The following is a 25,348-nucleotide window of genomic DNA, read 5'->3' on the forward strand; positions in this document are numbered from 1 at the left end:
CGGTCTGCCTACTCGCGCCGCCGAGAGGCCTCGTCCCGGATGAGGACGTTGTCGGTGTGCGTCAGCCCGGGCGACTGAGGCCGGTCGGGGCGCCCGTGGATTCCGTCCGGGTCCTTGCCGCCCAGGGCGGGGCCTCGGGCCGCGTCGAGCCACTGGGACAGCAGCTCCACCAGGCGGCGGATGGGCAACGAGGGCGGCTTGAGCGGCGTGCCCTGCCCCGGGAAGGGGCCCTTGAAGATGTTGTCGGCGCTGCTCCCGCCCGGCTTGATGGGATGCCACTTCCCCGGCGGCACGATTCCCGGACGCTCGAAGATGCCCGGCTTGTTCCAGGGGCCCCCCGGCTTGGGGTTGAACCCGCCATTGCCGATTCCGCCCGGGGGCCTGTCGTTGCCCAGCAGGACGTTGTCGCCGTGGTCTCTGCCCCCGGAGCCGGGGCCGCGCATCGCGTGACACACCGGCCCCCTGGGGCCGTCGGAGCCGCTCCCGGGCTTGAACACGTCGGGGTTGAGACGCCCGCGCAGCTTCCCGGCCGGGTCGAAGCCGTCAGGCTTCACCTTCTCGCAGACCATCTGGGTGTTGTCGGAGTGCGAGCTCCCGGTCCGCATCGACCGGCCAATCCCGTCCCGCTGGTTCGGGTCGAGGCCCGACACGTCGATGCGCACCTGGCGGTCCCCGGGCTCCGACGTCTTGGAGGACTTCGGCGACGGGACGTGGTTCTGACGCGGTCCGGCAATCTTCACGGGACACCTCTGCGGCACGCACCTCGTGCCACAGGGATTATGGGTGTGAGCCGTTTGGAAGTTTCCGGGGGATGAGGGCCCCGGGTTTGCGCACAAGGTGCGACAGCGGGCGTCTTCAGCGCCCGCCGCCGCGCAGCCCCGCCGAGCGCAGGTAGAAGCGCGCCGTCTGCGCGAGGAACCGCAGCGGGAGGCCTGGATCGGCCAGGGCGCGCTGCAGCTCGCCGCCCAGCCCGGTGAAGAGCGTGCGGAGGACCTCCAGCTTCTTCATGTCATCCAGGTCGGACGCATACCCGAGCGCGGGCAGGCGCCGCCGCCACACCGGGTTGCTGGCGAGGTTGGCGCGCACCGCGTCCAGCACGTCCAGCAGCGTGGGCGCCAGGAGGCCGATGGAGATGGAGAGCGCGTCCTCGGGGGCCTGGGCCATGTGCCAGTGCCCGGCGGGGATGTAGATGAAGTCCCCGGCCTCCAGGGTGCGCGTCTCCACGGGCGTCGTCTCCTGCGAAGCCAGCGCGCCGCTCGGCAGCGACTCGGGGAGCGGCACGGGGTGGAGCGTGTTCTCCCGGAGGAGGTAGTCCTTGCGGCCGGTGGTCTGGAGGATGAAGACCTCCTCCGGGTCGCAGTGCCAGCCGAAGCCGTGGTGGCCGGCGGGCGTGCAGTAGAGGTGCAGGTTGATGCGCCCGTGCAGCTCCGCGCTGAAGGTGCGCGCGAGCTGCGCCAGCCCGGCGTGGTGCTGGTCCGGCTGGCGGAGCACCAGCGTGTAGCCCTGCGCGAACAGCTCGCGGGCCTGCTTCGCGGTGGAGGGGCGCTCACCGGCGTAGGGCATGCCCTGCCGCGCGAGGAGCAGGTCGCAATCCGTCTTCTCGATGAGCTCGTCGACGACGCTCCAGGTGCCCAGCTCGCGCAGGCGCTCCGCGGCGGCCCGTCCGGAGAAGGGCTTGCGTTGATAGTGCTCCCGCAGGAAGCGCTCGCGGGGGAAGTCGTTCAGCAGTTCTTCGAGCAGCATGTGGCGCCAGCGTAGCCGCACGCGGGCAGGCGCACGGTCTGCCCGCCGGTGTCACCCGCCAGGGATGCTTATCAGGTGACGAAGGGAGGCCCCTCGCACCGCGGGCGCGTCATGGGGACACGTCACCGAGCCGGGTGACCCAGTCACCCTGGTACGGCTCCGTCATCGGCACCTGGGCCAGGGGTGGGCAGTAGCGGTAGCGCTCGTCGGGCACGTCGAGCCCGCGCTTTCGCGCCAGCCGGAGCAGGGCGAGTCCCTCGAACCACAGGTACCGGTGCGCGCCGAAGTGGTCCTCGCGTTGGGTGAAGCCGCGCGCCAGCTTCTCGGTGCGGGCCTCGTGGCTGGTGAGGGCCTCGGAGAACGCGGAGAGGAAGGCGGGCGAGTCTCCGTCCACCAGCGCCTGTGCGAGCGCGGGCCAGCACGCTTCCTTTGCGGCGCGCGTCAGCTCCTGAAGTCTCGGAGTGGGGTCTTCACCACGCGTTGAATGCAGCACCAGCCCGGCCAGCGCGGAGGCCCAGGCGAACTCCGCCGCGTACTCCCCCGAGTCCTTCTGCCAGGACTTCGTCATCCGCTCCGCCACCTGGGTGGCGAGCTCCCAGTGGCCCGCGGCCACCACGCCGGCCAGGGGGACGAGCCCCCACGAGGCGGGCGGCGGCGGCAGGTTGCGCCGCTCCAGGTGGACGAGGAGCCGGCGCCAGTTCTCCGCCGAGCGGCAGAGGTTGAGGAAGAAGGGCTGCGAGCGGCCCTCCAGCAGGAGCGTGGCCGCCGCGATGTTGACGAAGCAGCGGCACAGCTCACGCACGTCCTCCACCAGCCGGTCCTGGTTTCCGTCCGGGTCGATGTGCGAGATGAGGACGGGCACCGCGGCTCCGGCGTTCTCGCGCAGTTGAGCGAAGTCGATTTCCATGGACCCTCAGCGGAACTTCCCGTCCCAGCCATTGGCGGAGAGGAACTTCACGCCCGTCAGCCCAGCGGCGGTGAGGGCGGCTTGGACGGTCGGGTCGACCATCGTGTAGATGCGCAGGTGCTTTGGCCGGAAGACCTTGGGACCCTCCTCCGGAATGTCATCCTTGAGCACCAGCTCCGACACGTCGTCGATGTCCTCCGGGAGGATGCTGCTCATATCGACCGTCGAGCGCTCGAGGTCGATGACGTCCCGGCCAGCGACCACGTTCATGATGAAGTAGTCGCGCGAGACGACGTCCTTCTGGTGGTCCACAAGAGTAACGGGCAGGAACTCCACGTCCTGTGGCGCCAGTTCCAGGATGATGCGTCGCACCCGTTCGGAGACGACGCGGATGTCCAGGATGCTGTCGACGAAGTCGTAGAGCTTCCGCCGGTCCGGGAAGTTGGGCGAAAACCCCATGGTGAGACCGCCGGAGGGGTACTCGGTCGCGAGGCGATGCGACACCAGGTAGCGCCACCCTTCGGGGCCGCCTTCAGGATAGGCGTCGAGCAGGGCTCCGTTGTTCCGGTCACAGAGTAGCGAGAAGCTCACAGGTCTCTCTTCCGTTCCACTACCACAGCGATGGCCATACGTACTCCCTGCCTTCCTGCGTCTTCCAGCGGCAATAGGGACCCTCGTAGAGCTGGCCCTCGGCGGCGCTACGGACGGCTGCTCGCGATTCTTTGAGGAGATCCTTCCAGAGCTTTGTCTCCAGCTTCTTCAGGTCATCGAACACGTTGGCCACGATGGCCTCATGTTTCTTCTTCTGCCCTCGCAGAGTGTCAATGCGCGTGTCGATCCGCTTCAGCCGCTGCATCACTTCCGCTGTGTAGCCGTTGTGGTTGTTGGGATGCTGTAGCAGTGCATGGATGGGCACGGCCCAGGCGACGTACGGGAGCAGAATCATGTTGTGCCCGTGGTCGATGTCGTAGGGCGTCTGCAGCAGGATGTCGAAGTTCTCCGTCTTGTCGAAGAGGGGCTTTCCGGTGGAGTCCTCGGTGTAGAAGGCCTCGCCCGGAATCATGTGATGGGCCTGCCACGGATAGGGTTGGCTCTGTCCGGTCAGCTCGGGGTTGAAGTTACTCACCTGGGTGATGCTGCCCCGTGACTGCACGTCGGACTGGAAGGCCGCGGGGCCCAGGTGCGGGTAGGTGTTGTACTCGGCGGGCCGGGTGCCGCGGATGTACGTCGCGCCATTTCTGGCGTAGTTGCTGCCCTTGGCGAGGATGGCCCGGTTCGGGTTCTGGGGATTGGCGTGGGGCGCCGCCTCCTCCTGGCTGTCATCCTTCTTGCGATTCTGCTTCGTGTCCTTGGCCTGCTGCTTCCGGGCTTCGTTGCGCTTCATCGCGCCGCCGCTGCCGGGCGCCGGACCGAAGTCGCGGATGTTGGGCCGGCCATCGGCAACGGCCTTCCCGTGCAGGTCGAAGGGGCTCTGCATGAGCCCCTGGAGCGTCGTCGCCACGCCCGCTCGCCTGCCATTGCCTGAGTTGCTCACGTGCGACCTCCGACTCCTGGCGTGCCACTCGAAGTCACGGCGAACGCGGCGCGCTCTCCCGAGTCCGACTGGGAAACCACGACAATCCGACGCGCGGGCGAGTAGCGCCGCAGGAAGGCATGGCGCGCGATGGCCGCACCCACCGCGCCCGCCGCCGCGCCCACGTCCCCGAAGCCCGTGGCCGGTACCCAGAAGGGCACATCCCCACCCACTCCGCCGTCGCTCCTCAGGCGGAGCAGGGCACAGCCCCACTCCCAGGCGCGCACCTCCTCGCCATTGAGGTCCGTGATGAACAGCACCTCGCCCTTCGGGACAGGCCCGGGGCCGAGCGCCGCCTGCACGCAGGCGGAGAGCACCACGCCATCCGGCCGCCGGTCGGAACCCCGCGGGTGAGGCTCGCGCCCGAGCTGAACAGGGGAGATGTCCACGGTGGGCGCGGTCTCCGGCTCGCTCCTGGACCGGCCCGAGCGGAGCACCATGAACGCCCCCGCCTCGCCGGGAACGAGGCCCACGGGGTTGTCCGCGGTCTTCAGCCGACGCTCCTCCAGCAGGTAGCGCAGGTGCTCCGGGTCCACCAGCGAGTCGACTCCGCCCACCAGACACGTCTCGAAGTCGCGGCGCTCCAGTGCCTGGTGCGCGGCCTCCAACGCGAGCGCGAAGCCCGCCGAGCCGCCGCTGAAGAACCTCCACCGCGCTTCCGGCCAGGACACGCCGAGTCCCTCCAGCGCGCGTCCCAGCACCCGCCGTCCCAGCCGACCGGCCGCCGCCGCCAGGGCCGCGGGCCCCGAGCCATCCGAGAAGTCGGGCAGGGCCAGGAAGGCGCCCGCCTCGCGGCCCAGGGACTCCAGCGGCACGTGCGTGCGCAGGTCCTCCAGCGCCTCCCTCGCAATCGCGACGAGCCGGCCCTCACCCGAGAAGCCGAACGTCGACCCCAGCAGCTCGCGGACGAAGACCGGCTGCGGAGCACTGTCGCCAGGAGCGAAGGTGGTCACCGACTCGGAGGGCTTTGCCCGGACGATGCCCGCGCGGAAGGCGGCGCAGGCCGTCATGGCGGGGCCGAGGCTGGAGCTCATCCCCACCGCTACCATTCGCATCGGCGCGTCCTCCAGTTGGAAGCGCCGAGTCTACAGCAATCAAGTTACCGAAGGAGGAGCGCGTCCCTCACAGCCCGCCGAGCTGCGCCTCCGGATGCGCGGCCCGCAGCTGCACCAGCGATGCGAGGCAGCTCTGCCACTCGCCCTTGGCCACCGAGCCGGTGAACTCGCCCAGCACCGGCGCCACCACGCGGGCGAACGTCTCGTCCTCCAGCCCGAGGTCGCGCACCAGTTCGATGACGCGGCGCTTGGCCTCGCTGGCGGACAGGCGCTTCTGCACCTCGCCCTCGCGCGCTTCCTTGGCCCGGCCCGGCGGGAGGCCAAAGAGCATCTTCCGCAGGAAGGTGCGCAGCGCCTCCACGTTGGGGAAGCGCTCGGTGGCGGTGGCCACGGCCTCCTTCGCACCCACGGGCTTCCAGCCCTCCGGCAGGTGCGTGGGGCGGTGCTTCTCCCAGAGCAGGCGCACGGCGAACAGGCCCACCTCGCGGTCGGCGCTCTGCATCAGCCACGCGAGCCGCTCCGCGCCGCCCAGCCGCGCGTAGTGCCGGCGGATGAGCTCCACCGCCACCTCGCGCGTGCTGCGCTTGGCGCTCTCCGTGAGGGAGAACACCTTCACGGGGTCCAGCTCCTCCGGGTGCAGCACGTGCCGCGCGTCCGCGCCCTCTTCGCCCGCCTTCAGCAGGGCGTCATAGGCCAGGTTGCGGACCTCCTTCGCCTCGGCGTCGGCCAGCTCGTACACGCGCGTGTGCCAGCCCCAGGCGCGCAGCTCCGCGCGAGTAATCGCGAGTGCAAAGCGGCGCACGTCGTCGCGCGCGTCGAATAGCGCGGGCCACAGCTTCTCCGGCGTGTACGCCTTGCGCGGCGCACGCGGCTTCAATTCATACGACTTCGACTCCGGCTGCTCCGGGCCGATGACGGGGTGGTGGCAGCGCAGGTACGTCTGCGCGAAGCCTCGCACCTGCACCGGCTGCTTCGCGCCCAGCGCCAGCTCGAACAGGCGCTCCAGGCCCGAGGCCGCGTCGCCCGAGTCACTGAAGTCCGCCGGCGCCACGTTCTCCAGCAGGTAGCGGTGCGCGAAGCCGTGCAGCTGCGGGTCCGCGCGGCGGGCCAGCGCCAGCAGCCAGGGCACGGTGAGCTGGCGCGCGCTGAACAGCTTGCGGTTGCCCAGGAGGGCCAGCGCCACGTCGCGGTGCTTGCGGCTGAAGACGAGCCCCTTCACCCGCTCCACGTCCAGCCCGGGCAGGCTGTCCGCGCGCGTGAGCCAGTTGCTCACCGTGCCGCCGATGCGCGGGTGCGACGCCTTGTCCAGCAGCCACTCCGGGCCAATGGCCGAGGGCGGGTACGCGCCCAGCGCCTTCACCGCCAGCCCCTCCACCGGGTGCGGCTTCTTCTCCAGGCGCGGGTCCTCCAGCAGCTCCTTCCAGAACGCCACGGGCAGCTCGGTGCCGGGGTACTTGGACGCGACGTAGCCCTTCACCCAGTTGAGCTGCTCGTTGGCGCCCAGGTACAGGTCGCGCAGGAAGCTGGCGGACAGCTCGGCGCGGTCGAAGGACTGCTCCAGCGACTTCGCCGCGAAGGCGTTCGTCGGCTTGGACACGAGCAGCCGGCCCAGCAGCTCCACGCCCAGCTCGCGCGGGTTGCGCTTCTCCAGCGTGGCGGCGGCGAAGGCCTTCACGTCATTGGCGCCCTGGGCCACCAGCTCCGCGAGCCGCTCGGCGGGCAAATCCTGCGCGTGGGCGCGGGCGTACTCAATCGCGTACGCGCGGGCCTTGTCGCTGGGCGACATCAGCAGCGCGAGCACCGCGTCGTGCAGGCCGAGCGCGCGCAGGCGACCCTGGTGGAACTCGGGTGAGCCTTGCAGCGTCTCCACGAGGAAGTCGTGCGCACTGGCGAGCGGCCGGCGCGCGAGCCGGTCCAGCCACGCGGGCGTCACCTTGCGCAGCACCTCCGGGAAGTCCTTGCGCAGGCCTTGAATCGCGAAGCGCGCGGCGGGGTCCGACTGGCAGGTGTCCAGCAGGCGCATCAGCGCGTCCGGCGAGCGCTTCCACGCGTCCGGGAAGGCGCGGTGCTTCACCATGTCCGCGGGTGGCTGGATGGAGAAGGACGTGGCCGTGTAGTTGTCGGTGCCGTGCGCCCAGATGTGGTGGGCCACCCAGACGGTGTACCAGGACAGGTCCTGCTCGTAGTGGCGCAGGACTTCCACGGCGAACTGCGGGTACAGCTCCGGCACGGCGGCGCCCAGGTGGCGCAGGTAGCGCCAGGCGCGGCGGCGCAGGTAGGTGAGGGTGCCGGCCGAGACTTCGCGGTTGTAGCTGCCCCGGCCGCGCTCCACGTCGAAGCGCCAGGCGAGGATGCCGAAGATTTCCGCGTCGTGGCGGGCCTCGGCCAGCTTGTAGATGCGCTTGAAGCCGCCCCACAGGCCGAAGCGCAGGTCCGCGCGGCGGATGAGCTCCATCAGCGCGGCGCGCGAGGCCTCGGTGCCCTTGTCGTAGAGGCCGACGAGCAGGTCCGCCAGGGCGAGCCTCGGCGGGCGGGGCACGTCCTTCTGGGAGTTGAAGCGCTGCCACGCCTCGGTGGAGGCGGTGCGCCGGCCCTCCGAGTTGTAGCGCGCCTGCGCCTGCTGCAGCGACTGGAGCAGCTTGTCGAAGGTGAAGGCGCCCTTCGGCAGCGGCGTCTCAGGGGCCTTCTCCTCCTGGTCGAGGAAGGCGATGACGGCCTCGGCCAGGTCGGGCGCTTCGGCCCGGACCAGCCGTTCGAGGTCTGCTGCGCTCAGCGCATCGCTCGTGGACATGGTCCAGGGGACTTAGCACAGCCCTCTGGGGGCGTGCCTCACCTCTCACTTCCAGAAATTGAAGATGTCGAAGATGTCCAGGCCGGCGCCGACGCTGGACTTGCGGCTGCGGTTGTCGAAGTACGTCAGGTCCACCAGCAGCGCGACGGCCAGGACCATCTGCCGCAGCCGGGCGTCGGCGCAGTCCGGCTTGAACTCCAGGGTGAAGGTGTCCGCGTCGGTGAAGGTCTCCTGCAACAGGCCGCTCCACCGTTTGCGGACGACGGCCACCTCCACGCCGCGCTGGAGGATGCGGAACGTCCAGGGCCTGAACAGCGGCCCCTCCACCGTGGCGATGACGGCACCGCCCGGCGTCACCACGTCGAAGCGCCGGCCGAGGAAGGTGAAGCGCTGCTGGATGGTGGCCAGCGGCCGCCCGTCCCACGCCTCCACGTTCGCCCGGGAGAAGAGGAAGCTCCACGGCCGCTCCACCGCGAGCGCCACCGTGCCGCCCAGCGTCATGCACTCCAGCCGCGCCTTGTAGAAGGGCCAGAAGTTGCGCACCAGCGCCGAGCCCCAACCGTCCCCCGTCTCGCCCACGTACACCGCCGGCCGGCCCGTCGGGTCGCACACCTCGTAGCGGTTCTTCGACTCCCAGCCGATGAGGACTTCCGCCAGCTCGCGCATCTGCCGCATGCGCAGCTCGGGCGCCTCGAACATGCCCGCCAGCTGCGTGCGCAGCTCGTGGCTCATGTAGCGCGGGTCTCCCGGTGGCCCCTTGCCCGCCGCGCCGGACGGCACCTCCACGAGGAGTGCGTCGTTCGCCGTGGCGACGTCCCCCGCGGGCGACGGCGAGCGCTGCTCGCGGCCGCCCCAGTCCAGCTCCAGCTCCTGGGTGTCCGCGAGCTTGGGTTTGGTGCTCATGAGCAGCAAGCCTACCTGCGGACCGGCTCGTCGCGCGAGCCGGGCACCGGCCGCCACACGGGAGCCACCTCCCGGACGACGCTCTCCCCCTCGGACACGTCCACCTCCTCGCTAGAGACTTCTCGCCTGCCGGGCTCCAGCTCACGGTCCAGGAGGAAGGTGTAGTGCCCCGCGGGGATGTGCTCGTACACGTGCGTCCCGTCGTCCGGGCTGCCGGCCGTGAGGGGCAGGGCGTGGCGGTACATCAGGAAGCGCAGCTCCCCCCACGTGGCGGTGGAGGACACGGAGCCGGGGATGAGCGCGCCGTGCCGCCGTCTGAGCTCCTCCGGCGGCACGCGCAGCCGCAGCGAGGCGCTTCCCTTCCGCACCGTGAGGGCCAGCGTCACCCGCCCCATGGGAGGAAGCCGCACGCGCTGGGTGAGGAACTCCACCGGGCGGCCCTCCGGGCCCGGCACCTCGCGGGCGGACACGGCGTAGTCCCCGCCGGCCACGCCCTCGACGTGGAAGTGGCCCTGCGTGACTTCGGCGGAGCGGGCGGAGTCGTCTTGGCCGAGGGGCACGAAGCCGTCGCCTGGGGTCCTCATCGGGGTGAGGAAGACAGTGGTGTCCACGGGCCGGCCCTCGTGGTCCGTCACCGTGCCGTCCACCTTCGCGCCGGGGAATATGCGCAGCTCCACTTCCTCGTCATCGGCGCCAACGCGTTGGAGCTGGGGCGGATAGCCCTCGCGCACCAGGGCCAGCTCCAGGGGACGTGCCTCCAGCTGCCGCAGCGTGAAGGAGCCGTCCGCGGCGGTGGTCTCCAGGTCCAGGGGGGCGCGCTCGCTCGTCCACGCGTCCGCGTCCGGCAGGTTCACCCGGACCAGCACCCCGGCGACGGGCTGGGACGTCTCCGCATCCACCACGCGGCCGCGCACCTGGCGCCCCGGCTCCAGCACCACGTCGCCCAGGTCCAGATCACGGCCGGGTGGCACCTCCACCTCGCGCACGGCCAGCGTGAGGCCGGGCGCGTCGAAGCGCAGCCGGAGCCCGCCCGAGCGCTCCATGGCGATGCGGAAGGCGCCGTCCGGACTCCGGAAGGACTCCTGGTTGATGCTGAAGCGTGTGACGGGCGTGCCGTCCCGGTGCACCACGCGTCCGAGGACATAGCCCTGGTAGCGCAGCACCAGCCGCGCGTCCGTCGCGCCCGCGCGCGACACCACGCCCGGCCGCCGCTGGGACTCGACCGGCTCGGGCTCCTCGAAGGTGTAGCCCGGCTTGGACGCCCTCAGTGCGCATGCGCCCTCCAGCAGGTGGTGCACCGTGAAGCGCCCGTCCGGGCCCGTCTTCGCGGTGGAGGGCAGCATGCCCTCGTCGTCGTCGGGCTGCTCGCGCAGGGTGTACGCCGCCACCTCGGCGTCCGGCAGGGGGCGGCCCTGTTCGTCCACGACGAGGCCCGACACGGACTTCCCCGTGTCCATCCGCAGCGAGGCGTCCATCGTCTCCGTGCCCCGGATGGTGACGGTGCGCGAGGCCTTGTGGACGAACGCGCCCAAATCCAGCGACGCCTGCAGTACGTAGGTGCCGGGCGGCAGCCCGCCGAGGGTGAAGCGGCCCTGCTCCTCGCTCGTCGTCTCCAGCACCCGGCCCCGCGCGTCCGGGCCGAGCTGCACGGTGAGCTGCACCTGCTCCAGCGGCTCGCCGCGCGCGTCCACCACCGAGCCCTCCAGCGTGCCGCCGCCGCGCAGCTGGAACCGCAGGCCCGAGGCCGGCGCGTCCACCTCCAGGCGCGCCGGGAGGAAGCTGTCGCCGCTGGCGGTGAGGGTGTAGCGCCCCGGCTCGTCCAGCTCGATGAAGAAGCGGCCCTCCTCGTCCGTGAACACGCTGGACGACTCGCCCGAGCGCTCCTCGAAGTCGCCGGGCTCGGTGTCTGCCTCCTCCTCGGGAAGAGGGGGCTCGCGGACGAGCATGCCGCGCGGGGCGCGCACGGGGCGCGTCGCCTCCACCTCGATGTCCGCCAGCGGGCGGCCCTCCATGTCGGTGACGGTGCCGGCGAGGACGTGGGCGCGCTGGAGGGTGAAGGACAGGGGCGACGGGGACGCGGACACCTGCACGCCTGGCGTCGCGAGCCCGCGGTAGCCCTCCGCGTCCACGTCGAAGGTGTACAGGCCGGGGGCCATGGGGCCCAGGCGGAAGCGGCCATCCGGCCCGGTGGTGGCATCGTCGAACGGAGGGCCCTCCACCTCCGAGCTTGCCGTGACGATGGCGTCGGCAATGGGCTGCCCGGCCTCGTCGAGCACCACGCCCTCGAGGTGGACGATGGTGCCCAGGTACACCGTGGCCTCCGCGTCGGGGCGCTCCTCGGAGAGGCTCAGGTGGGCGAAGCCGTGCAGGCCGTCGCGCTCCGCGAGCACGTCGTAGTCGCCGGGAGGCAGCGGCCCGAGGGCGAAGCGGCCCTCCGCGTCCGCCACCCCGGCGAGCGACACCGGGGAGACGTGCACCTCGGCGCCCGGAGCCGGCGTGCCGTCGGCGAGCAGCACGCGGCCGGTGAGCTGTCGGGGCGGATGGAGGACGATGCCGTCCAATTCCTCGTAGGCCGCGTCCGGTACGAGGGCCGGCATCAGGCCGGGGCTGGATGCGACGAGGCCATAGTCGCCGTCGGGCAGCGGGCCGAAGCTGAAGCGGCCGTCCGCGCCGGTGCTCGTGGTGAAGTAGCGCGAGTGCGTCTGGTGGAAGAGCGTCACCTTCGCGCCGGGCAGCGGCGCGCCGGACTCGGCCACGACGCGGCCCGCGAGCGAGAGCCCTTCGTCCAGCGCCAGCTCCACGTCCTCGCGGCCCGTGGCCACCTCGGGCTCCATGGCGGAGCCGCGCGCACTGAAGGCCCAGAGGGCCACGGTGCCCTCGGGCAGCGCGTCGAGCTGGAAGGTGCCGTCCGCCGCCGTGGTCCCCTGCGCGAGCACGGGCGCGCCGCCGCGCTCCTCACTGATGAGGTCCAGGACGCGCAGGCTGGCCTCGCCGATGCAGTCGGGAGAGGTCAGCGACAGGACGGGGGACTCCTCGCCACAGGGAAGCTGGGACAGCGACTCGCCGGGCAGCGCCTGGGTGGCGGAGACCTGGACGCCCGCGACGGGCTGGCCCTCCATGTCCACGACGCGCCCGCGCACGGACAGCGCGCCGCGCGGTGGCGGGGTGGGGACGCCGGGGCCGGAGCGCGTGCGGGGCTGGGGGCTCGCGGTGGTGGGGGCGGGTGGTGCCTCCGTCGCGGAGCCGCCGCGGAACTGGAGGAGCGCCACGGCGGCGACCAGCGCGAGCACGCCGAGTGCGATGACCCCCGCCGACGGCTTCCGCATGGCGCCCTCCCGGAGCGCTCACGGTAGCAGGCCCGGGGCCTCCGGGTCGCCAGGCAGGCAGACTACGGCTGCGAGGGAGCGGACACTCCCGACTCCAGCCGGGCCTTCTCCGCGATGATGAGGTCACGGACGTGCTCTCGCAGGGTGGGCACGTCGGGGAAGGCGGACGGGTCCACCGGAGGCATGACCTCCACGTGGCAGTGGGACTGGGTGTCCATCACCCAGCCGTGCTTGGGCAGCGTGCGCGCGGTGCCGGTGAGGACCACGGGGATGATGGGGCACTTCATCTTCATGGCCAGCACGAAGGCGCCGTCCTTGAAGGGCTTCACCTGCCCGTCGAAGGAGCGCGTGCCCTCGGGGAACATGAGGATGGGCACGCCGCGCGACAGCCAGTACTCACAGCCGCGCATCATCTTCGCGATGCTCACCTTGTCCCCGCGAATCAGCGGGACGTAGCGGTTGAGGCGCATGTTCCAGCCGATGAGGGGCAGCCGGAAGTTCTCCGCCTTGGAGACCCACTTGAAGGGGCGGTAGAGGCCGAAGAGGACGAGGATGTCGCCGAGCGACTCGTGGTTGGACACCAGCACCGCGGGCCCGCGCCAGGGCAGGCGCTCGCGGCCGTCAATGCGCAGGTGCCACAGCGGATTGACGTAGAAGTAGAGCTGCGCCCAGAAACACGAATACAGGTGCAACACCCGCCCGTCCCGGTCGAACGGAAGCGTGACGAGCCAGATGAGCACGGCGCCCACGAAGAGCACCAGGCTGGAGAGCGCCAGGAACAACCAGAAGAAGATGGACAGTAGGAGTCGGATGGCGCGCAGTGTGCCACAGCCCGGCGCGCGGGAGGCAAGGGGAGTTGTCCCCTCAAGGCCCCGGCGGGCCGGCCTTCGCGAGCAGCTCCACGAAGGCGGTGAGGTACGGCGCGGGACGCACCGTGCGCGGCCAGGCCGCGTGCCAGTGGCGGCGCAGGCCCGGCTTCGTCACCCGCACCGCGGCGAGCGTGCCACGTGCCAGCTCCGGTGCGATGGCCCAGCGCGCGAGCACCGCCACGCCGAGCCCGGCCTTGGTCAGCTCCACCATGGCCTCCGTCAGCTCCACGCGGGATACGCGCGCGGGTGTCACTCCCGCGGGCACGAGCACCTGTTGGAAGAGGGTGCTCTGCGTGAGGGGGATGCTGTAGAGCAGCACGTGCTCCCGGGCGAAGTCCTCCGCGTGGAGCACGCGCTTCTTCGCCAGCGGATGGTCCGGGGCCATGACGGCGACCAGCTCGTCTTCGAAGAGCGGGGCGCCGGTGAGGCGGCGGTGGTGGACGGGCTCGCTGAGGATGCCCAGGTCCAGCTCTCCCGCGAGCAGCGCTTCCACGGGGCGGCGCGTGGCGTCCACGGCGATGCGGACCTCGACGCCGGAGTGCTTCGCGGAGAAGCGCCGCAGCACCGAGGGCAGCCAGTGGTAGGCGGTGTAGCACTCGGTGGCGAGGCGCAGCAGGCCGCGTGACTCCTGGGAGAGGCGGGAGACCTCGGCCTCGGCGGCGTCCACTTCGGCCACCACCTTGCGCGCGGCTTCGAGCACGCGCTTGCCGGGGCCGGTGAGGACCATGCGCCGGCCCTGCCGCTGGAAGAGCTCGGCGCCGAGGCGCTCCTCCACGTCGCGGAGCTGGTGGCTGAGGGCGGGCTGCGACAGGTGCAGCACGCGCGCCGCCGCCGTCACGGAGCCCGTGTCCACCACCGCCGCCACGAGTCGCAGGTGTCTGACGTCCAGGACCATCCATTCGATTCTGTCATGAATTCATGCGGACGATGCGCTGGATGCATGTGGGAAAGTTGGGGATAAGTGCCGGGTTCCCTCGCTCGAGGTGCCCTGCATGAGACTGAAGACGCAGTCCCTGGCCCCGGATGTCCTGGTCGTCATCGGGGAGACGTATGCCTCCAACGCCACCCTGTTCCTGGATGGCCGTGACGTGCTGATGGTGGATGCGCTCGGCAGCCGGGCGGACGCGCTGGCGTTGCGGCGCTTCATCCACGAGGAGCTGAACGCCCGGGTGCGGCTGGCCGTGTGCACCCACGGGTTCAGCGACCACCTGGCCGCGCTCCAGGAGTTCCCCGAGGCGCTGGTGCTGGCGCACGAGCGCTTCGAGGAGACGTTCCAGGCGGAGCGGTTCCGCACGGAGGAGGAGTCGCGGTTCTTCCGGCCGCCTGAAATGCGCGCGGCGGGGCCGCTGCACTTGCGGTGGGGGCGGCATGCGCTGGAGGTGTTCCCGAATGCCGGGCACACGGCGAGCACGCTGAACATCGACGTGCCCGGGCTGGACCTGCTGTTCTCCGCGGACACGGCGGTGGGGCACATGGCGTACATCGCGTATGGGGCGCCGGAGGCCATCGACGCGGCGCTGGGGCGCTCGGAGGCGCGGGGGCGCTCGCGCGTCATCCAGGGGCACGGCGGGGTGGTTTCACCGCGGACGCTGGGGTCGGCGCGGCATTACCTGCGGGCGCTGGAGGAGGCGGTGCGGGGCGCGCGCGGAGTGCCGGAGCGGGTGCGGGCGATTCCGTTGAGTGCCTGTCTGCCGGCGGAGGTGCGGGGCAGTGAGTTCGAGGGGTTCTTCCACTCGCGGAACCTGGACGAGGTGGTGGCGCGGCGGCTGTGGGCGTGAGGGGGGAGACCGGCTTCACGGATGAAGGTGAGCCGGCTCTTCCGCTGCTCCCTGGGGCAGTATGCCCGTCGCCGCTCAGCGGGTGGGCAGTTCGCGGAACGTGATGCCGTCCAGTTCCAGGCGGCGCGCTGCATCCATGAACCGCTCGGTGCCAACAATCACCGTGGCGAAGTTACCCACCCGGAACAGGTCCAGGTCTGCTGGCAGAGACGCCGCGTCGAGGATGGGTTGCTCCGGCAGCCGGACTGCGACCCGTCCGCAGGTGGCGCAGGGGGGAGGGAGGTCAGGCGGCAGGCAGTCCGGGTGCAGCCTGCCGTGCGGTTCAATCTGGAGCTCCAGCAGTTCCGGCGGGTTCTTCTGGCGAAACCGTAGCCCCGTCATGCAGCCTAGCAGTCCCCGCACGCCTTCAGCCTGGAGGCGCTCCAAGGTGTCCCGGCGCAATACCAGCAGGTAGTCCCCCTGCCACGTGAGCGGCCCCAGGTCTCCATGGGCCGTGCCTACCAAGGGCCCGAAGCTCGTACCGGGCGGAAGCGTCGCGGATGGGGGCGCCAACGGGCGCACCAACTCTCGAAGGCGCGCGCACTCGGACACGGAGGTCGGCCCGGGGCTGATGAACTTCGCCTGCTCCGGCAATTGCGAGAGGCCCACGGACGGGTAGTCATGCCCTGAAGCACCCCAGATGGCGCCGCACGCGGTGCATTCGACCGATGGAAGGGACCACTTGTGCGTGGCGCCGAAGTCGCCTTTGTACCGGGCAGTTGCCGCCCTGTTCTCTCTGAGCTCGAAGAACCGTGTCATTTGTAGGGCGCCTCACCCGGGCCTGGAATGATAGGGCTGAATGGGGCCGCCGAGGAGCTGGAAGCGGTAGATGAGTTCCCCCGCGTGCTTGAAGATTTCCTCTCTGCTGGGCGTCGCGTTCCGTCCCTTGAAGTCGCGCCAGGCGTTGTTCCATTCGCCGCCACGCTCTCCGCCCCGGTGAATCCTGACGTGGGTGTCGCGCGGAATGGGCAGGGTGTAGTCGTGGATGTTGATACCCCTTCCCTTGAACCACTCCGCGAGGTCCTGCGCCTGGGGGAAGATGTGGTGCTTCTCGAAGCGGCCCGCCGGTAGTTGCCGGTTTGGCGGTGCGGGTCTGGGCTCGCCGTGCCAGGGGAAGACCATGATAGGTCCACCCTCGCCGGGGAGTCTCATCCCGCTTCCCCAGTTGCGCTGGGGACCGCTGCCGGGTGCAGCCGCGGCCGCCGGAGGACGGGCAGGAGGGAAGAGCACTCGCTGCACTCCACCGGGCACGTCTTCGCAGCGGTAGATGCCGCAGGTGTCGCCGCCACACACGACGGTGGTGCACGTGTCTTCTCGCGGATTCGTGCACTCCACTTCTGTGTCAGCCCACGACTCCTGGGGGGACGGCGTGACGGTTGAGCAACCGAGCCAGGAGATGGCAAGCAGTGAGAGCAGGAAGGTCTTCAAGACAGGCATGTCTTGACAGCTATATCATTCAGGTTCACTGCCGCCACGATGGGCTCGTAGGGTGAAACCCGGCTCGGCTTTCGAGGACAGATGTGACCTGTTGGGGCCATTGATTCCAATAGAATATATTAGGTAGGGTTGGCCGACGCATGTGGCCTCTTCTGAGGTACACGCGCGGCGCATGCTTCGTCGCACCCCCAATGCTCCCCGCTGCCGACAGTTACGGTCGAAATTTTCGGCGTCGCCGCCTCCTTCGCCAGCAGGCTCGCGGTCGTTGAATCCCTTGATATGAAAATCGCCATCAAGCTTCTGTCGGATTCAGACTTGTCACTGTTCGAGGGTCACGTGGCTTATGCCGGACGGAGGACGGTTGAGCTGGATGCCAATATCTTCTTGGGCGAGTTCTACCCTGGGCTCAAGGGGCTGTATGAGCAGGTAGCCATTTCGCTCGTGGTTGCCGGGCCCGGTGGAGGGGATGCGCAGCGATTGACGCGGGAGATTCAGAGAGCACGAGGTTCAGGCCGTTGGTGCCTGGAAGGGGAGCGGATACATGCTCCGGTCGGTAAGCCCGGCCGATATGACACGCTGACTGTCGGCGACTATGGCATTTTCGCCTTCGATGGGGTCACGCGCCCGAACATTGTGACACTTGTTCTTGTATCGGCGCATGATGATCCCCGGTTGCACGAAGTTATTACATCCCGCTGCGGTTTCACCGCGCAGCGTTCCATCGTCGCGGTATCGGAATTACTCATCGCGGAACTGCGGGCGGTCTCTGGCGTAGCATATTCCGGAGAGCATCCTCTTGATGTATTGGGCTTCCGCGACACGGTCGAGGAAGTGCTCTTTGGTGACACGGCGACCGCGCAGATCTTGGAGCGACCATCAGGCGGGTCGATGTTGCATGCTGACTTGCGCCAGCAACTTCACTCTGCGGGCGAGTTCGTTCAGTGGGGTGAGGAGCTTTTCGGGATGTGGCTCGTTGCCTCTGGTCACGGTGAGGAAGAGTTCGAGTGGGTTTCGCAGACTCATGTGCGGTCGGTGTTTGACTATGAAGTGCGTTCGGCGAAATGGATTAATGGGGCTCCTGTTGTGTTTGTGTGTGTGAAGTCGACGCGAGGACCCTTCGAGCGGCCACTGCATTTGACTGTGGGGGAATTGAGGTTCGCCGCACGGATGGGGTGTTGCCGTATCGCGCGGTTGTATGCTGTTGATGGGAATTCGATGATGGTTCGAATCCTTGCGGGAGTGGAAACGGTTGCCGGAAGGATGCTGAGGGACCTTGACGCTTTTCCTCCAGGAGCCTTGGCGGAGAGTTTTCAGATGGATCCGATGATGTTTGAGGTCGAATGGGAGGCAGTACTGGAATCTCGGTCCTGAGCGCGCTCGCGTCAGTGCCTGAAGCCCGGCCCCGTCGCTGCGCGGCAGGAGGTGGACGGATGTCCCCGCGAATCACCGTGAGCCCCGACGACACGGACTGGAAGGTGGCCCCGGAGGTGCCGGGCCTGCTGCTGGACGTGCCGCATGAGGGCCGCTGGCGCCAGCGACCGTCCCTGCACATCGAGGCCACGGCCCACCACCTGCTCCGGGTGACGAGCGGTGGGCAGCCGCTCCTCTGGATGCGAATCGATGACTGGTGGGACGACGGTGCCTTCCTTCGCGGGCCCGCTCCAACGCCCTGGCGGCTTCCCTCCTTCACCTCGGCGGAGGCACGAGGGATGCCCCACGCTCCCGCGACGGTGGAGTGGTGGACGTCCTGGGCCCACCGCTTCGTGAGGGAGCTGGAGCGCGCCGACGCTTCCATCCTGCACGCTGGCCTCTGGGGCCTGCGGCCGCTGCTCCCCGTACCCGCGAGCAAAGCCGCGTCGTACCCGTGCATTCCCACCTCCAGGTCGGGTGGACCGCTCGACCCGCCCCACTCCCTGGAAGAGGCGCTGCGCTTCGAGCCGTTCTGGTGGGAGCCCTGGGACTGGCGGATGCCCGACCGCTACGAGGTGCGCAGCGGCGCCGTGCTCTCCCTGCGCCAACCCTCTCCGCCGGACGACGGCCGGGTGAAGGCCTGGCGCAAGCACGCGCGCGACGGGACGCTTCCACCCGTGCTGCTGCTCTACTTCCAGCTCGCGGGGAAGTGGCTGGTGGTGGATGGCCATGACCGCCTGCACGCGGCGCTGCTCGAAGGGCTGGCCCCGCCCCTCCTCGGCCTGTGGCCCGTCCAGGAGCGGCCTGTCCCCGACAATCCCCACTGGCGCGCGGGTGCCATGCAGGGCGCCCAGGCCGCCCTCGGGGCTGGCATCACTCCCGCCAGGGTCGACTCCGCGAATGAATTGCTCCTGCGCAGCCACCAGACGCACCAGCGGCTGGCCATCACCCGTGCGTGGCCGCTCGCGGGAGGTGCCCCGGCGTGGATGCGCGAGGTGGTGGCCCGGCGTGAGCAGGCGCCCTTCCCAGTGAAGGACCCCGACGACTGGGAGTGGTTCGCGGGGACGCGCCAGCGCTGACGCTTCACGCCGCCGCGCGGGGCTGCTCCAGGGAGACGCGCGGCAGGGGCAGGGCCTGCGGGACGCTCGCCTCCATCGCGAGGAGCAGCTCCGGCGACGCGAGGCGGGGGAGGACGACGAGCTGCGTGCTCTCCTGCGCCACCACGCGCAGCGGGCGCTCCACCTCCAGCAGCATCGTGCCCCGTGCCGTCATCCTCGGCGCGGCGTGCGTCAGCTCCACCGCGCCCGCCAGCACCAACAGGTACGAGCCCGGCTCCAGCAGTCGCTCCTGCCGCGGCGCCAGCTCCACCTGCTCGCCGCGCCGCAGCCAGCCGAGCCGCGCCTTGCGGCCCAGGTGCGCGTAGCGGTCCATCCCCCGCACCAGGTCGTCGAAGCGCCGCTCCGCGAAGGTGCCCCACACGCTGTGCCGCAGCCCCGCGTCCGCCGCCAGCATGGGCAGCAGCGCCGCGCGCGGAATCCGCACCAGCGTGGACGCCGCCGCCGTGCGCACCGAGGCCGAGCGCCGCTCGCCCCCCAGCATCGCAATCTCCCCGAACACCGTCCCGCTGCCGAGCTGGTTCACCACCCCGTCCTCGCCCCCGCCGTTCTCCGCCAGCACGTACGCCGCGCCTCGCGCCAGCAGGTACAGCTCGTCGCTCGCGTCGCCCTTGCGGAACACGTAGCGGCCCGCGGGCAGCTCCATCACCTGCGCGCTCGCGGCCAGCGACTCCAGCGCCTGCGTGCCGAAGCGCGCGAACAGCGGCGACGCCTTCAGCTGCCGCACCACCTCCGAGCGCCGCAGCTTCGCGCCGCCGGGCAGCCGCCGCGCCAGGGCCCTCAGCGCGTCCATCGGCTTGCGCAGCGAGCGGCCGCACAGCACGCGCAGCACGCTCAGGATGTTGGCCGCCGTCGCCGGCACCAGCGTCACCAGCCCGTGCCCGTCCACGTAGCCGGGGTTGGCCTCCATGAAGAAGCGCGCGGCCGGCTTGTCGCACTGGCGCCAGTAGTCCTGCTCCACCTCGGACTCGCGCGTGCGCCAGCCCACCTCGCGCAGGAGCGGGTTGGCCGCGTCCACCTTCTCCAGGCCGAACTCCGTGGCCAGCCCGTCCATGAAGGCCAGCAGCTGCGGCGGCACCGGCTGCTCGCGGCGCGGCCACACCTCGCCGCAGTACTTGGCGAACAGCGCGTAGCTCGACGGGTGCACCAGCGAGCCCATGTAGTACGTGGGCCGGCCCGGGTGCCGCAGCATGTACTTGAGCACCAGCGTCAGCCCGAAGCGCGTGTTGGTGTTGGCCCCCCGGTACGCCCGCAGCGAGCCCGCTTCCGCGCGGAACACCGCCGTCGTCACGCCGTTGAGCGGCTTCTCGAAGACGTGCATGGCGAAGTAGCCGACGATGTCGCCCGCCTCGTTCTTGTGGACCTGAATCCAGGTGTGCTCGGCCTTGGACTCCACCACGTATTTCGCGAACGACTCCCGCTCCACGCCGTCGAAGATCTGCTGGTGGACCGCGTACAGCGCGTCCGTCAGGCGCGCCCGGGCCTCCAGGGTCAGGGACTTGGGGACGATGACTTCGGTGCTCGCGATACGGGGCATGGCGGCTCCTCCCGGCTCTGCTGCCGGGGGCCTTGTGCAATCGCGCTGCCATGGTCCGGGCGCGCTGTACTGAGTGGGGATTCCCGAGGGAGACCTCGCCGCCCGTGTGGGAAAGCAGACGGGGAGTGGGAGCCCGGGCGCGTCGGTAGGGAACGCGGATGCGTGCGTGGGCGACGCCGACCCCTGGCCGGGCCCGGCTCGCGTTTCTGGAGGACGCGGGAGCGTGCGCGGGCGACGCGGGGCCGGGGGATGCGGGGGGGCTGGCTGGTCCTCTCAGAACCCAGTCAGCGCCAGGGCAGGCGGGCAGGCGTCACCCCCGGGAAAGGCCGGCCTGAAGGCTCAGCCGGCCTGGAGCTCGGGGGCGGGGATGGGCTGCGCCGTGCTCACGGTGGAGTCCAGCTCCTGCACCCGGGCGCCCTCGGCGGCGAAGGCCTCGCGGAGCCAGGGGTGGCAGGTGAAGGCAATCACCTGGTGCTGCGTGGAGAGCCGGGCCAGCAGGCGGATGGCGCCACGGGCCCGCTCCGGGTCGAAGTTCACCAGCACGTCGTCCACGATGAGCGGCAGCGCGCCGCGCGTCTCGCCGAAGTCGCGCACCACCGCGAGGCGGAAGGCGAGGTAGAGCTGCTCGCGCGTGCCCCGGGAGAGCTGCGCCGCGCTCCAGTCGCGCTCGCCGTCGCCCACGCGCAGCTCGCGCTCCTCGCTCGTGGGGATGAAGACGCGGCGGTAGCGGCCTCCGGTGAGCGCGGCGAAGTGCTCGGAGGCGAGCTGCACCACGCGCGGCTGCTGCTCCTCCTCGAAGCGGCGCCGGGCCCGGGCGAGCAGGGCCAGCGTCAGCCGGTCCGCGGCATAGCGTGTGGCCAGCTCCGCGACGCGGGCGCGCAGGGCTTCCTCCTCGATGCGGAGCCGCGCCAGCTCGTCGTCGTTCTCCCAGGCCGAGAGCTGGTTGCTGAGGGCGCCCAGTTCCGTGAGCACGGCCTTGTTCCGCTCCTGCGCTTCGGTGTGCCGTGCGCGTCGAGTGCCCAGTGAGGCGTGCAGTCCTTCCTCTCCGCCCACTTCGCGGAGGGCCTCGCGCACGTGGGCCTCCGTCAGGCCGGTGCGTGCTTCGATTCGCTGGGACAGCTCGCGTGCGCGGTGCGTGAGCTCGGCGTAGCGGCGGGCCTGCGCGGCGCGGCGGCGGAAGGACTCCTCGTCGGCGCCACCGCCCTCGGCCAGGAGCAGCGCGAGCGCCAGCTCCTCCTCGTGGGACAGGCCGTCCAGCCGGGCCTTCTCCGCGAGCAGCTCGCGGCGACTCTCCTCGAGGACGCGGCGCTCGGCGGTCTGCTCGCGCTCGGAGTCCAGCGCGGCGGAGACTCGCGCGGCGACGGTCTCCAGCGCACCCTGGGGAATCGCGGCCGTCATGGCTTGCGTGGCACGGGTGGACCCCGGCTCCGAGAAGCCCAGCCCGGAAGCCAGCCCCGCTGCCACGGCTTCCTCCCACAGCTTCAGGGCCACGGGGGCACAGGCCCGCTCATCCACCGCGAGCGCCGCCGCCTCCGCGCCCACGTCCAGCAGCCGCTGCCGGAGCGCCGCCGCATCCCGCCACAGCGTCAGGGCCGCCGACGCCGGAAGCGTGGAAGGGAAGTGCCGCGCGGACAGGTGCGCCGCCAGCTCCGTCGCGAGCGTCCCGCGTCGCACCTCGGCCTCTCGCAGCGTCTCCTCCGCGCGCTGCTCCTCCCGCACCGCCTCGCCATGTCCCTCGCGGAGCTTCTCCTCTTCGCGCAGGAGCAACTCGCGCCGACCGGCCTGCTCCAGCGCTTCCGCCAGCGCGGCCTCCCGTGTCGCCAGGTCCGACGCCGTCGCCACTGGCGTCATGCCAGCCTCCGCGGCGGCGGACAGCAAATCGCGATGCAGCATTTCCTCTCGCGCCGCCAGGCCCGCCAGTGTCGAGCGCAGCCGCTCCTCCTCCTGCTGCCTCCCGCGCTGCCGCGCCGCATGCGCCTCCAGGCCCGCGTCGCGCGCGGCCTCCACGCGCCTGCGCGCCAGCTCCAGCACGCCTGTCAGCAGCAGCCCGCCCACGAGGCTCAGCGCCCCGGCCACCGTCCCCGCCAGGAGCCACGTCACCACCGCGAGCACCACCGTCACTCCCGCGACGGCGGGCACCCACCACATGGGCAGCACCACGTCCGCCGGCGTCGGCTCGCCTTGCGAACGGGCGCTCTCGTACTGCCGCCGCAGCTCGGCGCGCTGCTCGCTCAGTCGGTCCAGCTCACCGCGCACCGTCCGCAGCCGCCCCAGCCCGGACTGCTGCTGGCGCACCTGCGCGGGCCGCACGTCCGGAAGCCCCGCCAGCTCACCGCGCACTCGCGCCACCGCGCCGTCCAGCCGCTCCCGCTCCGAGCGCGCACGCATCCTCGCGCCCAGGGCCTCGCGGCGCTCCGTCTCCACCGCCGCGAGCCGTGTGGCCAGCTCCTCCAGCGCCGCGCGCACGCTCGCGCTCAAGTCGAGCGCCATCAGCCCGGGCCCGTCCACCGGCAGCCCCAGCTCGCGCAGCTCACGCTCCACCTGCCGGCGCTTCTCCTCCACCGCCGCGCGCCGCGCGGGCAGTGCCCGCAACAATCCCGAGCGCTCCGTGTACGCGGCCAGCGCCAGGTGCAGCGCTTCCCCCCGCCCGCGCACCGGAGACGGCGCGGCCAGCCGCTCCAGCCCCGCGTCCACCGTCGCGAGCTTCTCCGCCAGCCGCGCCCCTTCCGCGCGGTAGCTCCTGCGCCGGTGCAGCGCGTCCTCCAGCCGGGCCTCGCCGCCCTCGGGGAAGTGCTCCAGCTCGGGCAGCGACGCCAGCTCCGCGCGGGCCTCCGCCAGCGCCGACACGTCCGCCAGCGCCGCCTCCAATCGCCCGAGCCGCTCCAGCTCGCGGCCCGCGTCGTGCAGCTCCGCCTCCAGCACGCGCTGCTCTTCACTTCGCGCGGCCAGCCGCTCCTTCTCCGCGAAGTACCGCGCTGGCCGGTCTCCCGCCTCGCGCAGCCGGGCCTGCACGTCCTCCAGGGCCCGCAGCGCCTCGTTCAGCAGCGGCGTCTGCCCGTTCGGCTTGTAGAGGGCGCCCGCGCTCTTCTCCAGCCGCGCCACCACCTCCGGCAGCCGGCGCGCGCCCCGCATGCTCGCGGCGACGAGGGCCTCGGAGGCGCCGCGCTGCTCGGTGAGCCGCTCGAAGCCGGCCAGCTCATCCAGGCGGAAGGCGAAGACGTCGAAGAACAGCTCGCGCGACACGTGGCCCAGCGCGTCCTGCACCCGCTCCCACGGAAGGGGCTGCCCGTCCGGCCCCAGCACCGTCGGCTCGCCCTTGGACTTCCGGCTCGCCGCCACGCGCCGCACCAGCAGCGGGCCCAGCTCCGTCGTCAGCCGCAGCTCGCCGCCGAAGGTGCCTCCGTCGCGGGGCTCGTAGCGCTCCGGGTGCCCGTTCTTCTCGAAGCCGAACAGCATGCTGCGCAGGAAGGCGAGCAGCGTGCTCTTCCCCGCCTCGTTGGGCCCGTACAGCAGGTGCATCCCCGGCCCCAGCTCGCGATGGAGCTGGGAGAAGCGGCCGAAGCCCTGCACGCGCAGCCCGTCGATGCGCAGCCCTGGCTTCATGGCGCGTCCTCCTCGTGCAGCGATTCGGCTCCGTGCAGTCCCGCTCCGACGACCCACTCCGGACGAGGCGTCGCCAGCACGTCCACGCCCAGCCGCTTCAGCCGCTGGCCCAGGCTGCCCAGCGCTTCCTGCTCCCACAGCCGCGCCAGCTCCTCCGGGCTCTCCGCGAGGAAGCGCGCCTCGTCCAGCAGCGTGCGCGAGAAGCCGCCCGCCGCGCGCAGCGCCTCCACGTCCAATTCCGGGCGCGTGCCGTCCCGCAGCGACTCCAGCAGCACGGGCGGATGGACCTTCGCCAGTCGCTCGCGCAGCTCCGTCTCCACCTGCGCCAGCGCGCCGGGCCGGGCCAATTCACGGTGCAGCGGGCCGCGGCCGGTGAGGGTGAGCCGCACCGCGTGCCCGTCCAGCTCCGACGCACACCGCGACTCCACCGCCTCCAGCGCCGTGGACACCAGCCCGTCCAGCGTGCCCACTCCGGACAGCGGCAGCTCCAGCTTGTGCCAGCGCACGCCGTCCACCGGGACGAAGCGCCGCCGCGTGCCGCCGTCCTCCACCTCCACCAGCACGCAGCCTCGCTCGCCGGACTCGTGGGCGTGACGGCCCTGCGGGTTGCCTGGGTACACCGCGACGCCTCCACCCGGGAGCGCATGCTCGGCCCGCGTGTGCACGTGGCCCAGCGCCCAGTAGTCCAGTCCGCGCGCGCCCAGGCCCGCCGTCGTGCACGGCGCGTAGTTGGCGTGGCCCTCCGCGCCGCCGAGGTTGGCGTGGAGCAGCCCCACGTTGAAGCCGTCACCGGTGCGGCGGAAGCGCGCGGACAAGTCCTCGCGCACCTCCACGTCGGGATAGGAGATGCCCTGCACGCGGCACAGGTGGCGGCCCTCGCGGACCACGTCCGCCTCCTCCCAGTCCGGGCCGAACACCTTCACCGACGCGGGCAGGCCCAGCGTGCCGGTGTCACCGCTCAGCGGGTCATGGTTGCCGTGGACGATGAAGGACTGGATGCCCGCGGTGTCCAGCCGGGCCAGCTCGCGGCGCAGCGCGAGTCGCGCTCGCACCGAGCGGTCCTTCACGTCGAACAAGTCTCCCGCGAGCAGCAGGAAGGCCACGCGCTCGCGGAGGCACAGGTCGACGATGCGAGTGAGCGCGCGGAAGGTGGATTCCTGGAAGCGGCCGGGAAGGGGCCCTGGCGCGGCCACCCCCCGAAACGGCGTGTCCAGGTGCAGGTCGGCGGCATGGACGAACTTGAAGGGCATGGCCGCCTCCCA

Annotated in this window: 19 protein-coding genes; 3 read left to right on the forward strand and 16 right to left on the reverse strand. The window is 71.1% G+C overall.

Going from position 1 to position 25,348, the window contains the following annotated elements; genetic code table 11:
• Positions 1-8: 8 nt before the first annotated feature.
• From G4D86_RS14055 to G4D86_RS14105, 11 genes are all read right to left on the reverse strand, one after another.
• Positions 9-740, reverse strand: a complete 732-nt coding sequence (locus tag G4D86_RS14055) for a hypothetical protein (RefSeq protein ID WP_163993675.1) — start codon at positions 738-740, stop codon at positions 9-11.
• 115 nt (positions 741-855) lie between these two features.
• Entirely contained in the window at positions 856-1,743 is an 888-nt protein-coding gene (locus G4D86_RS14060) for a cupin domain-containing protein (protein ID WP_163993677.1), read from the reverse strand.
• 109 nt (positions 1,744-1,852) lie between these two features.
• Positions 1,853-2,650 carry an immunity 49 family protein gene (locus tag G4D86_RS14065; protein WP_163993680.1) on the reverse strand — a complete coding sequence of 266 codons (798 nt, stop codon included), beginning with the start codon at positions 2,648-2,650 and terminating at the stop codon, positions 1,853-1,855.
• Between the two features lie 6 nt (positions 2,651-2,656).
• Complete coding sequence (locus G4D86_RS14070; RefSeq protein WP_163993683.1) at positions 2,657-3,241, reverse strand: imm11 family protein; 585 nt, start codon at positions 3,239-3,241, stop codon at positions 2,657-2,659.
• A gap of 19 nt (positions 3,242-3,260) precedes the next feature.
• Entirely contained in the window at positions 3,261-4,184 is a 924-nt protein-coding gene (locus G4D86_RS14075; RefSeq protein WP_163993685.1) for an AHH domain-containing protein, read from the reverse strand.
• The gene (locus G4D86_RS14080) at positions 4,181-5,278 is read right to left on the reverse strand and encodes a hypothetical protein (RefSeq protein ID WP_163993688.1); all 1,098 of its coding nucleotides are present in this window, start codon (positions 5,276-5,278) and stop codon (positions 4,181-4,183) included. Before G4D86_RS14080 ends, G4D86_RS14075 begins: the two co-directional genes overlap by 4 nt.
• A gap of 67 nt (positions 5,279-5,345) precedes the next feature.
• Complete coding sequence (locus tag G4D86_RS14085) at positions 5,346-8,069, reverse strand: hypothetical protein (protein ID WP_163993690.1); 2,724 nt, start codon at positions 8,067-8,069, stop codon at positions 5,346-5,348.
• Positions 8,070-8,114: 45 nt separating this feature from the next.
• The gene (locus tag G4D86_RS14090; RefSeq protein ID WP_163993692.1) at positions 8,115-8,972 is read right to left on the reverse strand and encodes a phospholipid scramblase-related protein; all 858 of its coding nucleotides are present in this window, start codon (positions 8,970-8,972) and stop codon (positions 8,115-8,117) included.
• An 11-nt stretch (positions 8,973-8,983) separates the two neighbouring features.
• A complete protein-coding gene (locus G4D86_RS14095; RefSeq protein WP_163993694.1) occupies positions 8,984-12,298 on the reverse strand; it encodes a carboxypeptidase regulatory-like domain-containing protein in 3,315 nt (1,104 codons plus the stop codon).
• Positions 12,299-12,360: 62 nt separating this feature from the next.
• The gene (locus tag G4D86_RS14100) at positions 12,361-13,080 is read right to left on the reverse strand and encodes a lysophospholipid acyltransferase family protein (protein WP_240360234.1); all 720 of its coding nucleotides are present in this window, start codon (positions 13,078-13,080) and stop codon (positions 12,361-12,363) included.
• Between the two features lie 82 nt (positions 13,081-13,162).
• A complete protein-coding gene (locus tag G4D86_RS14105) occupies positions 13,163-14,062 on the reverse strand; it encodes a LysR family transcriptional regulator (protein WP_163993696.1) in 900 nt (299 codons plus the stop codon).
• Between the two features lie 97 nt (positions 14,063-14,159).
• Here G4D86_RS14105 and G4D86_RS14110 point away from each other — a divergent pair, with 97 nt between their 5' ends.
• Positions 14,160-14,945, forward strand: a complete 786-nt coding sequence (locus G4D86_RS14110) for an MBL fold metallo-hydrolase (RefSeq protein ID WP_163993698.1) — start codon at positions 14,160-14,162, stop codon at positions 14,943-14,945.
• Positions 14,946-15,020: 75 nt separating this feature from the next.
• Here the strand turns inward: G4D86_RS14110 and sitI6 are convergent, their stop codons facing one another.
• On the reverse strand, positions 15,021-15,743 hold the full coding sequence (gene sitI6, locus G4D86_RS14115; RefSeq protein WP_163993700.1) for a SitI6 family double-CXXCG motif immunity protein: 723 nt from the start codon (positions 15,741-15,743) through the stop codon (positions 15,021-15,023).
• Positions 15,744-15,755: 12 nt separating this feature from the next.
• Entirely contained in the window at positions 15,756-16,421 is a 666-nt protein-coding gene (sitA6, locus tag G4D86_RS14120; protein ID WP_163993703.1) for a SitA6 family polymorphic toxin lipoprotein, read from the reverse strand.
• 279 nt (positions 16,422-16,700) lie between these two features.
• Between sitA6 and G4D86_RS14125 the strand changes: the two genes are divergently transcribed.
• Positions 16,701-17,792, forward strand: a complete 1,092-nt coding sequence (locus G4D86_RS14125) for a hypothetical protein (RefSeq protein ID WP_163993705.1) — start codon at positions 16,701-16,703, stop codon at positions 17,790-17,792.
• 59 nt (positions 17,793-17,851) lie between these two features.
• Positions 17,852-18,910, forward strand: coding sequence for a hypothetical protein (locus G4D86_RS14130; protein ID WP_163993707.1), 1,059 nt, complete (start codon positions 17,852-17,854; stop codon positions 18,908-18,910).
• 4 nt (positions 18,911-18,914) lie between these two features.
• Here G4D86_RS14130 and G4D86_RS14135 read toward each other — a convergent pair whose 3' ends face one another.
• The 3 genes from G4D86_RS14135 to G4D86_RS14145 form a co-directional block, all read right to left on the reverse strand.
• Complete coding sequence (locus G4D86_RS14135; protein ID WP_163993710.1) at positions 18,915-20,483, reverse strand: cyclic nucleotide-binding domain-containing protein; 1,569 nt, start codon at positions 20,481-20,483, stop codon at positions 18,915-18,917.
• A 339-nt stretch (positions 20,484-20,822) separates the two neighbouring features.
• On the reverse strand, positions 20,823-24,086 hold the full coding sequence (locus G4D86_RS14140) for an ATP-binding protein (protein ID WP_163993712.1): 3,264 nt from the start codon (positions 24,084-24,086) through the stop codon (positions 20,823-20,825).
• Positions 24,083-25,336 (reverse strand): metallophosphoesterase family protein, encoded by a 1,254-nt coding sequence (locus G4D86_RS14145; protein WP_163993714.1) that lies wholly within the window; start codon positions 25,334-25,336, stop codon positions 24,083-24,085. The genes G4D86_RS14140 and G4D86_RS14145 overlap by 4 nt, the downstream gene beginning before the upstream one ends.
• Positions 25,337-25,348 lie beyond the last annotated feature (12 nt).

This window comes from Pyxidicoccus caerfyrddinensis (genome assembly GCF_010894405.1).
In the GTDB taxonomy this organism is placed as follows: domain Bacteria; phylum Myxococcota; class Myxococcia; order Myxococcales; family Myxococcaceae; genus Myxococcus; species Myxococcus caerfyrddinensis.

What these genes read in the sequence shown, in the direction of transcription:
- G4D86_RS14060 (WP_163993677.1), bottom strand. Translation starts at nt 1,743, where the DNA reads ATGCTGCTCGAAGAACTGCTGAACGACTTCCCCCGCGAGCGCTTCCTG.
- G4D86_RS14065 (WP_163993680.1), bottom strand. Translation starts at nt 2,650, where the DNA reads ATGGAAATCGACTTCGCTCAACTGCGCGAGAACGCCGGAGCCGCGGTG.
- G4D86_RS14080 (WP_163993688.1), bottom strand. Translation starts at nt 5,278, where the DNA reads ATGCGAATGGTAGCGGTGGGGATGAGCTCCAGCCTCGGCCCCGCCATG.
- G4D86_RS14085 (WP_163993690.1), bottom strand. Translation starts at nt 8,069, where the DNA reads ATGTCCACGAGCGATGCGCTGAGCGCAGCAGACCTCGAACGGCTGGTC.
- G4D86_RS14090 (WP_163993692.1), bottom strand. Translation starts at nt 8,972, where the DNA reads ATGAGCACCAAACCCAAGCTCGCGGACACCCAGGAGCTGGAGCTGGAC.
- G4D86_RS14095 (WP_163993694.1), bottom strand. Translation starts at nt 12,298, where the DNA reads ATGCGGAAGCCGTCGGCGGGGGTCATCGCACTCGGCGTGCTCGCGCTG.
- G4D86_RS14105 (WP_163993696.1), bottom strand. Translation starts at nt 14,062, where the DNA reads ATGGTCCTGGACGTCAGACACCTGCGACTCGTGGCGGCGGTGGTGGAC.
- G4D86_RS14110 (WP_163993698.1), top strand. Translation starts at nt 14,160, where the DNA reads ATGAGACTGAAGACGCAGTCCCTGGCCCCGGATGTCCTGGTCGTCATC.
- sitI6 (WP_163993700.1), bottom strand. Translation starts at nt 15,743, where the DNA reads ATGACACGGTTCTTCGAGCTCAGAGAGAACAGGGCGGCAACTGCCCGG.
- sitA6 (WP_163993703.1), bottom strand. Translation starts at nt 16,421, where the DNA reads ATGCCTGTCTTGAAGACCTTCCTGCTCTCACTGCTTGCCATCTCCTGG.
- G4D86_RS14125 (WP_163993705.1), top strand. Translation starts at nt 16,701, where the DNA reads ATGAAAATCGCCATCAAGCTTCTGTCGGATTCAGACTTGTCACTGTTC.
- G4D86_RS14130 (WP_163993707.1), top strand. Translation starts at nt 17,852, where the DNA reads ATGTCCCCGCGAATCACCGTGAGCCCCGACGACACGGACTGGAAGGTG.
- G4D86_RS14135 (WP_163993710.1), bottom strand. Translation starts at nt 20,483, where the DNA reads ATGCCCCGTATCGCGAGCACCGAAGTCATCGTCCCCAAGTCCCTGACC.
- G4D86_RS14140 (WP_163993712.1), bottom strand. Translation starts at nt 24,086, where the DNA reads ATGAAGCCAGGGCTGCGCATCGACGGGCTGCGCGTGCAGGGCTTCGGC.
- G4D86_RS14145 (WP_163993714.1), bottom strand. Translation starts at nt 25,336, where the DNA reads ATGCCCTTCAAGTTCGTCCATGCCGCCGACCTGCACCTGGACACGCCG.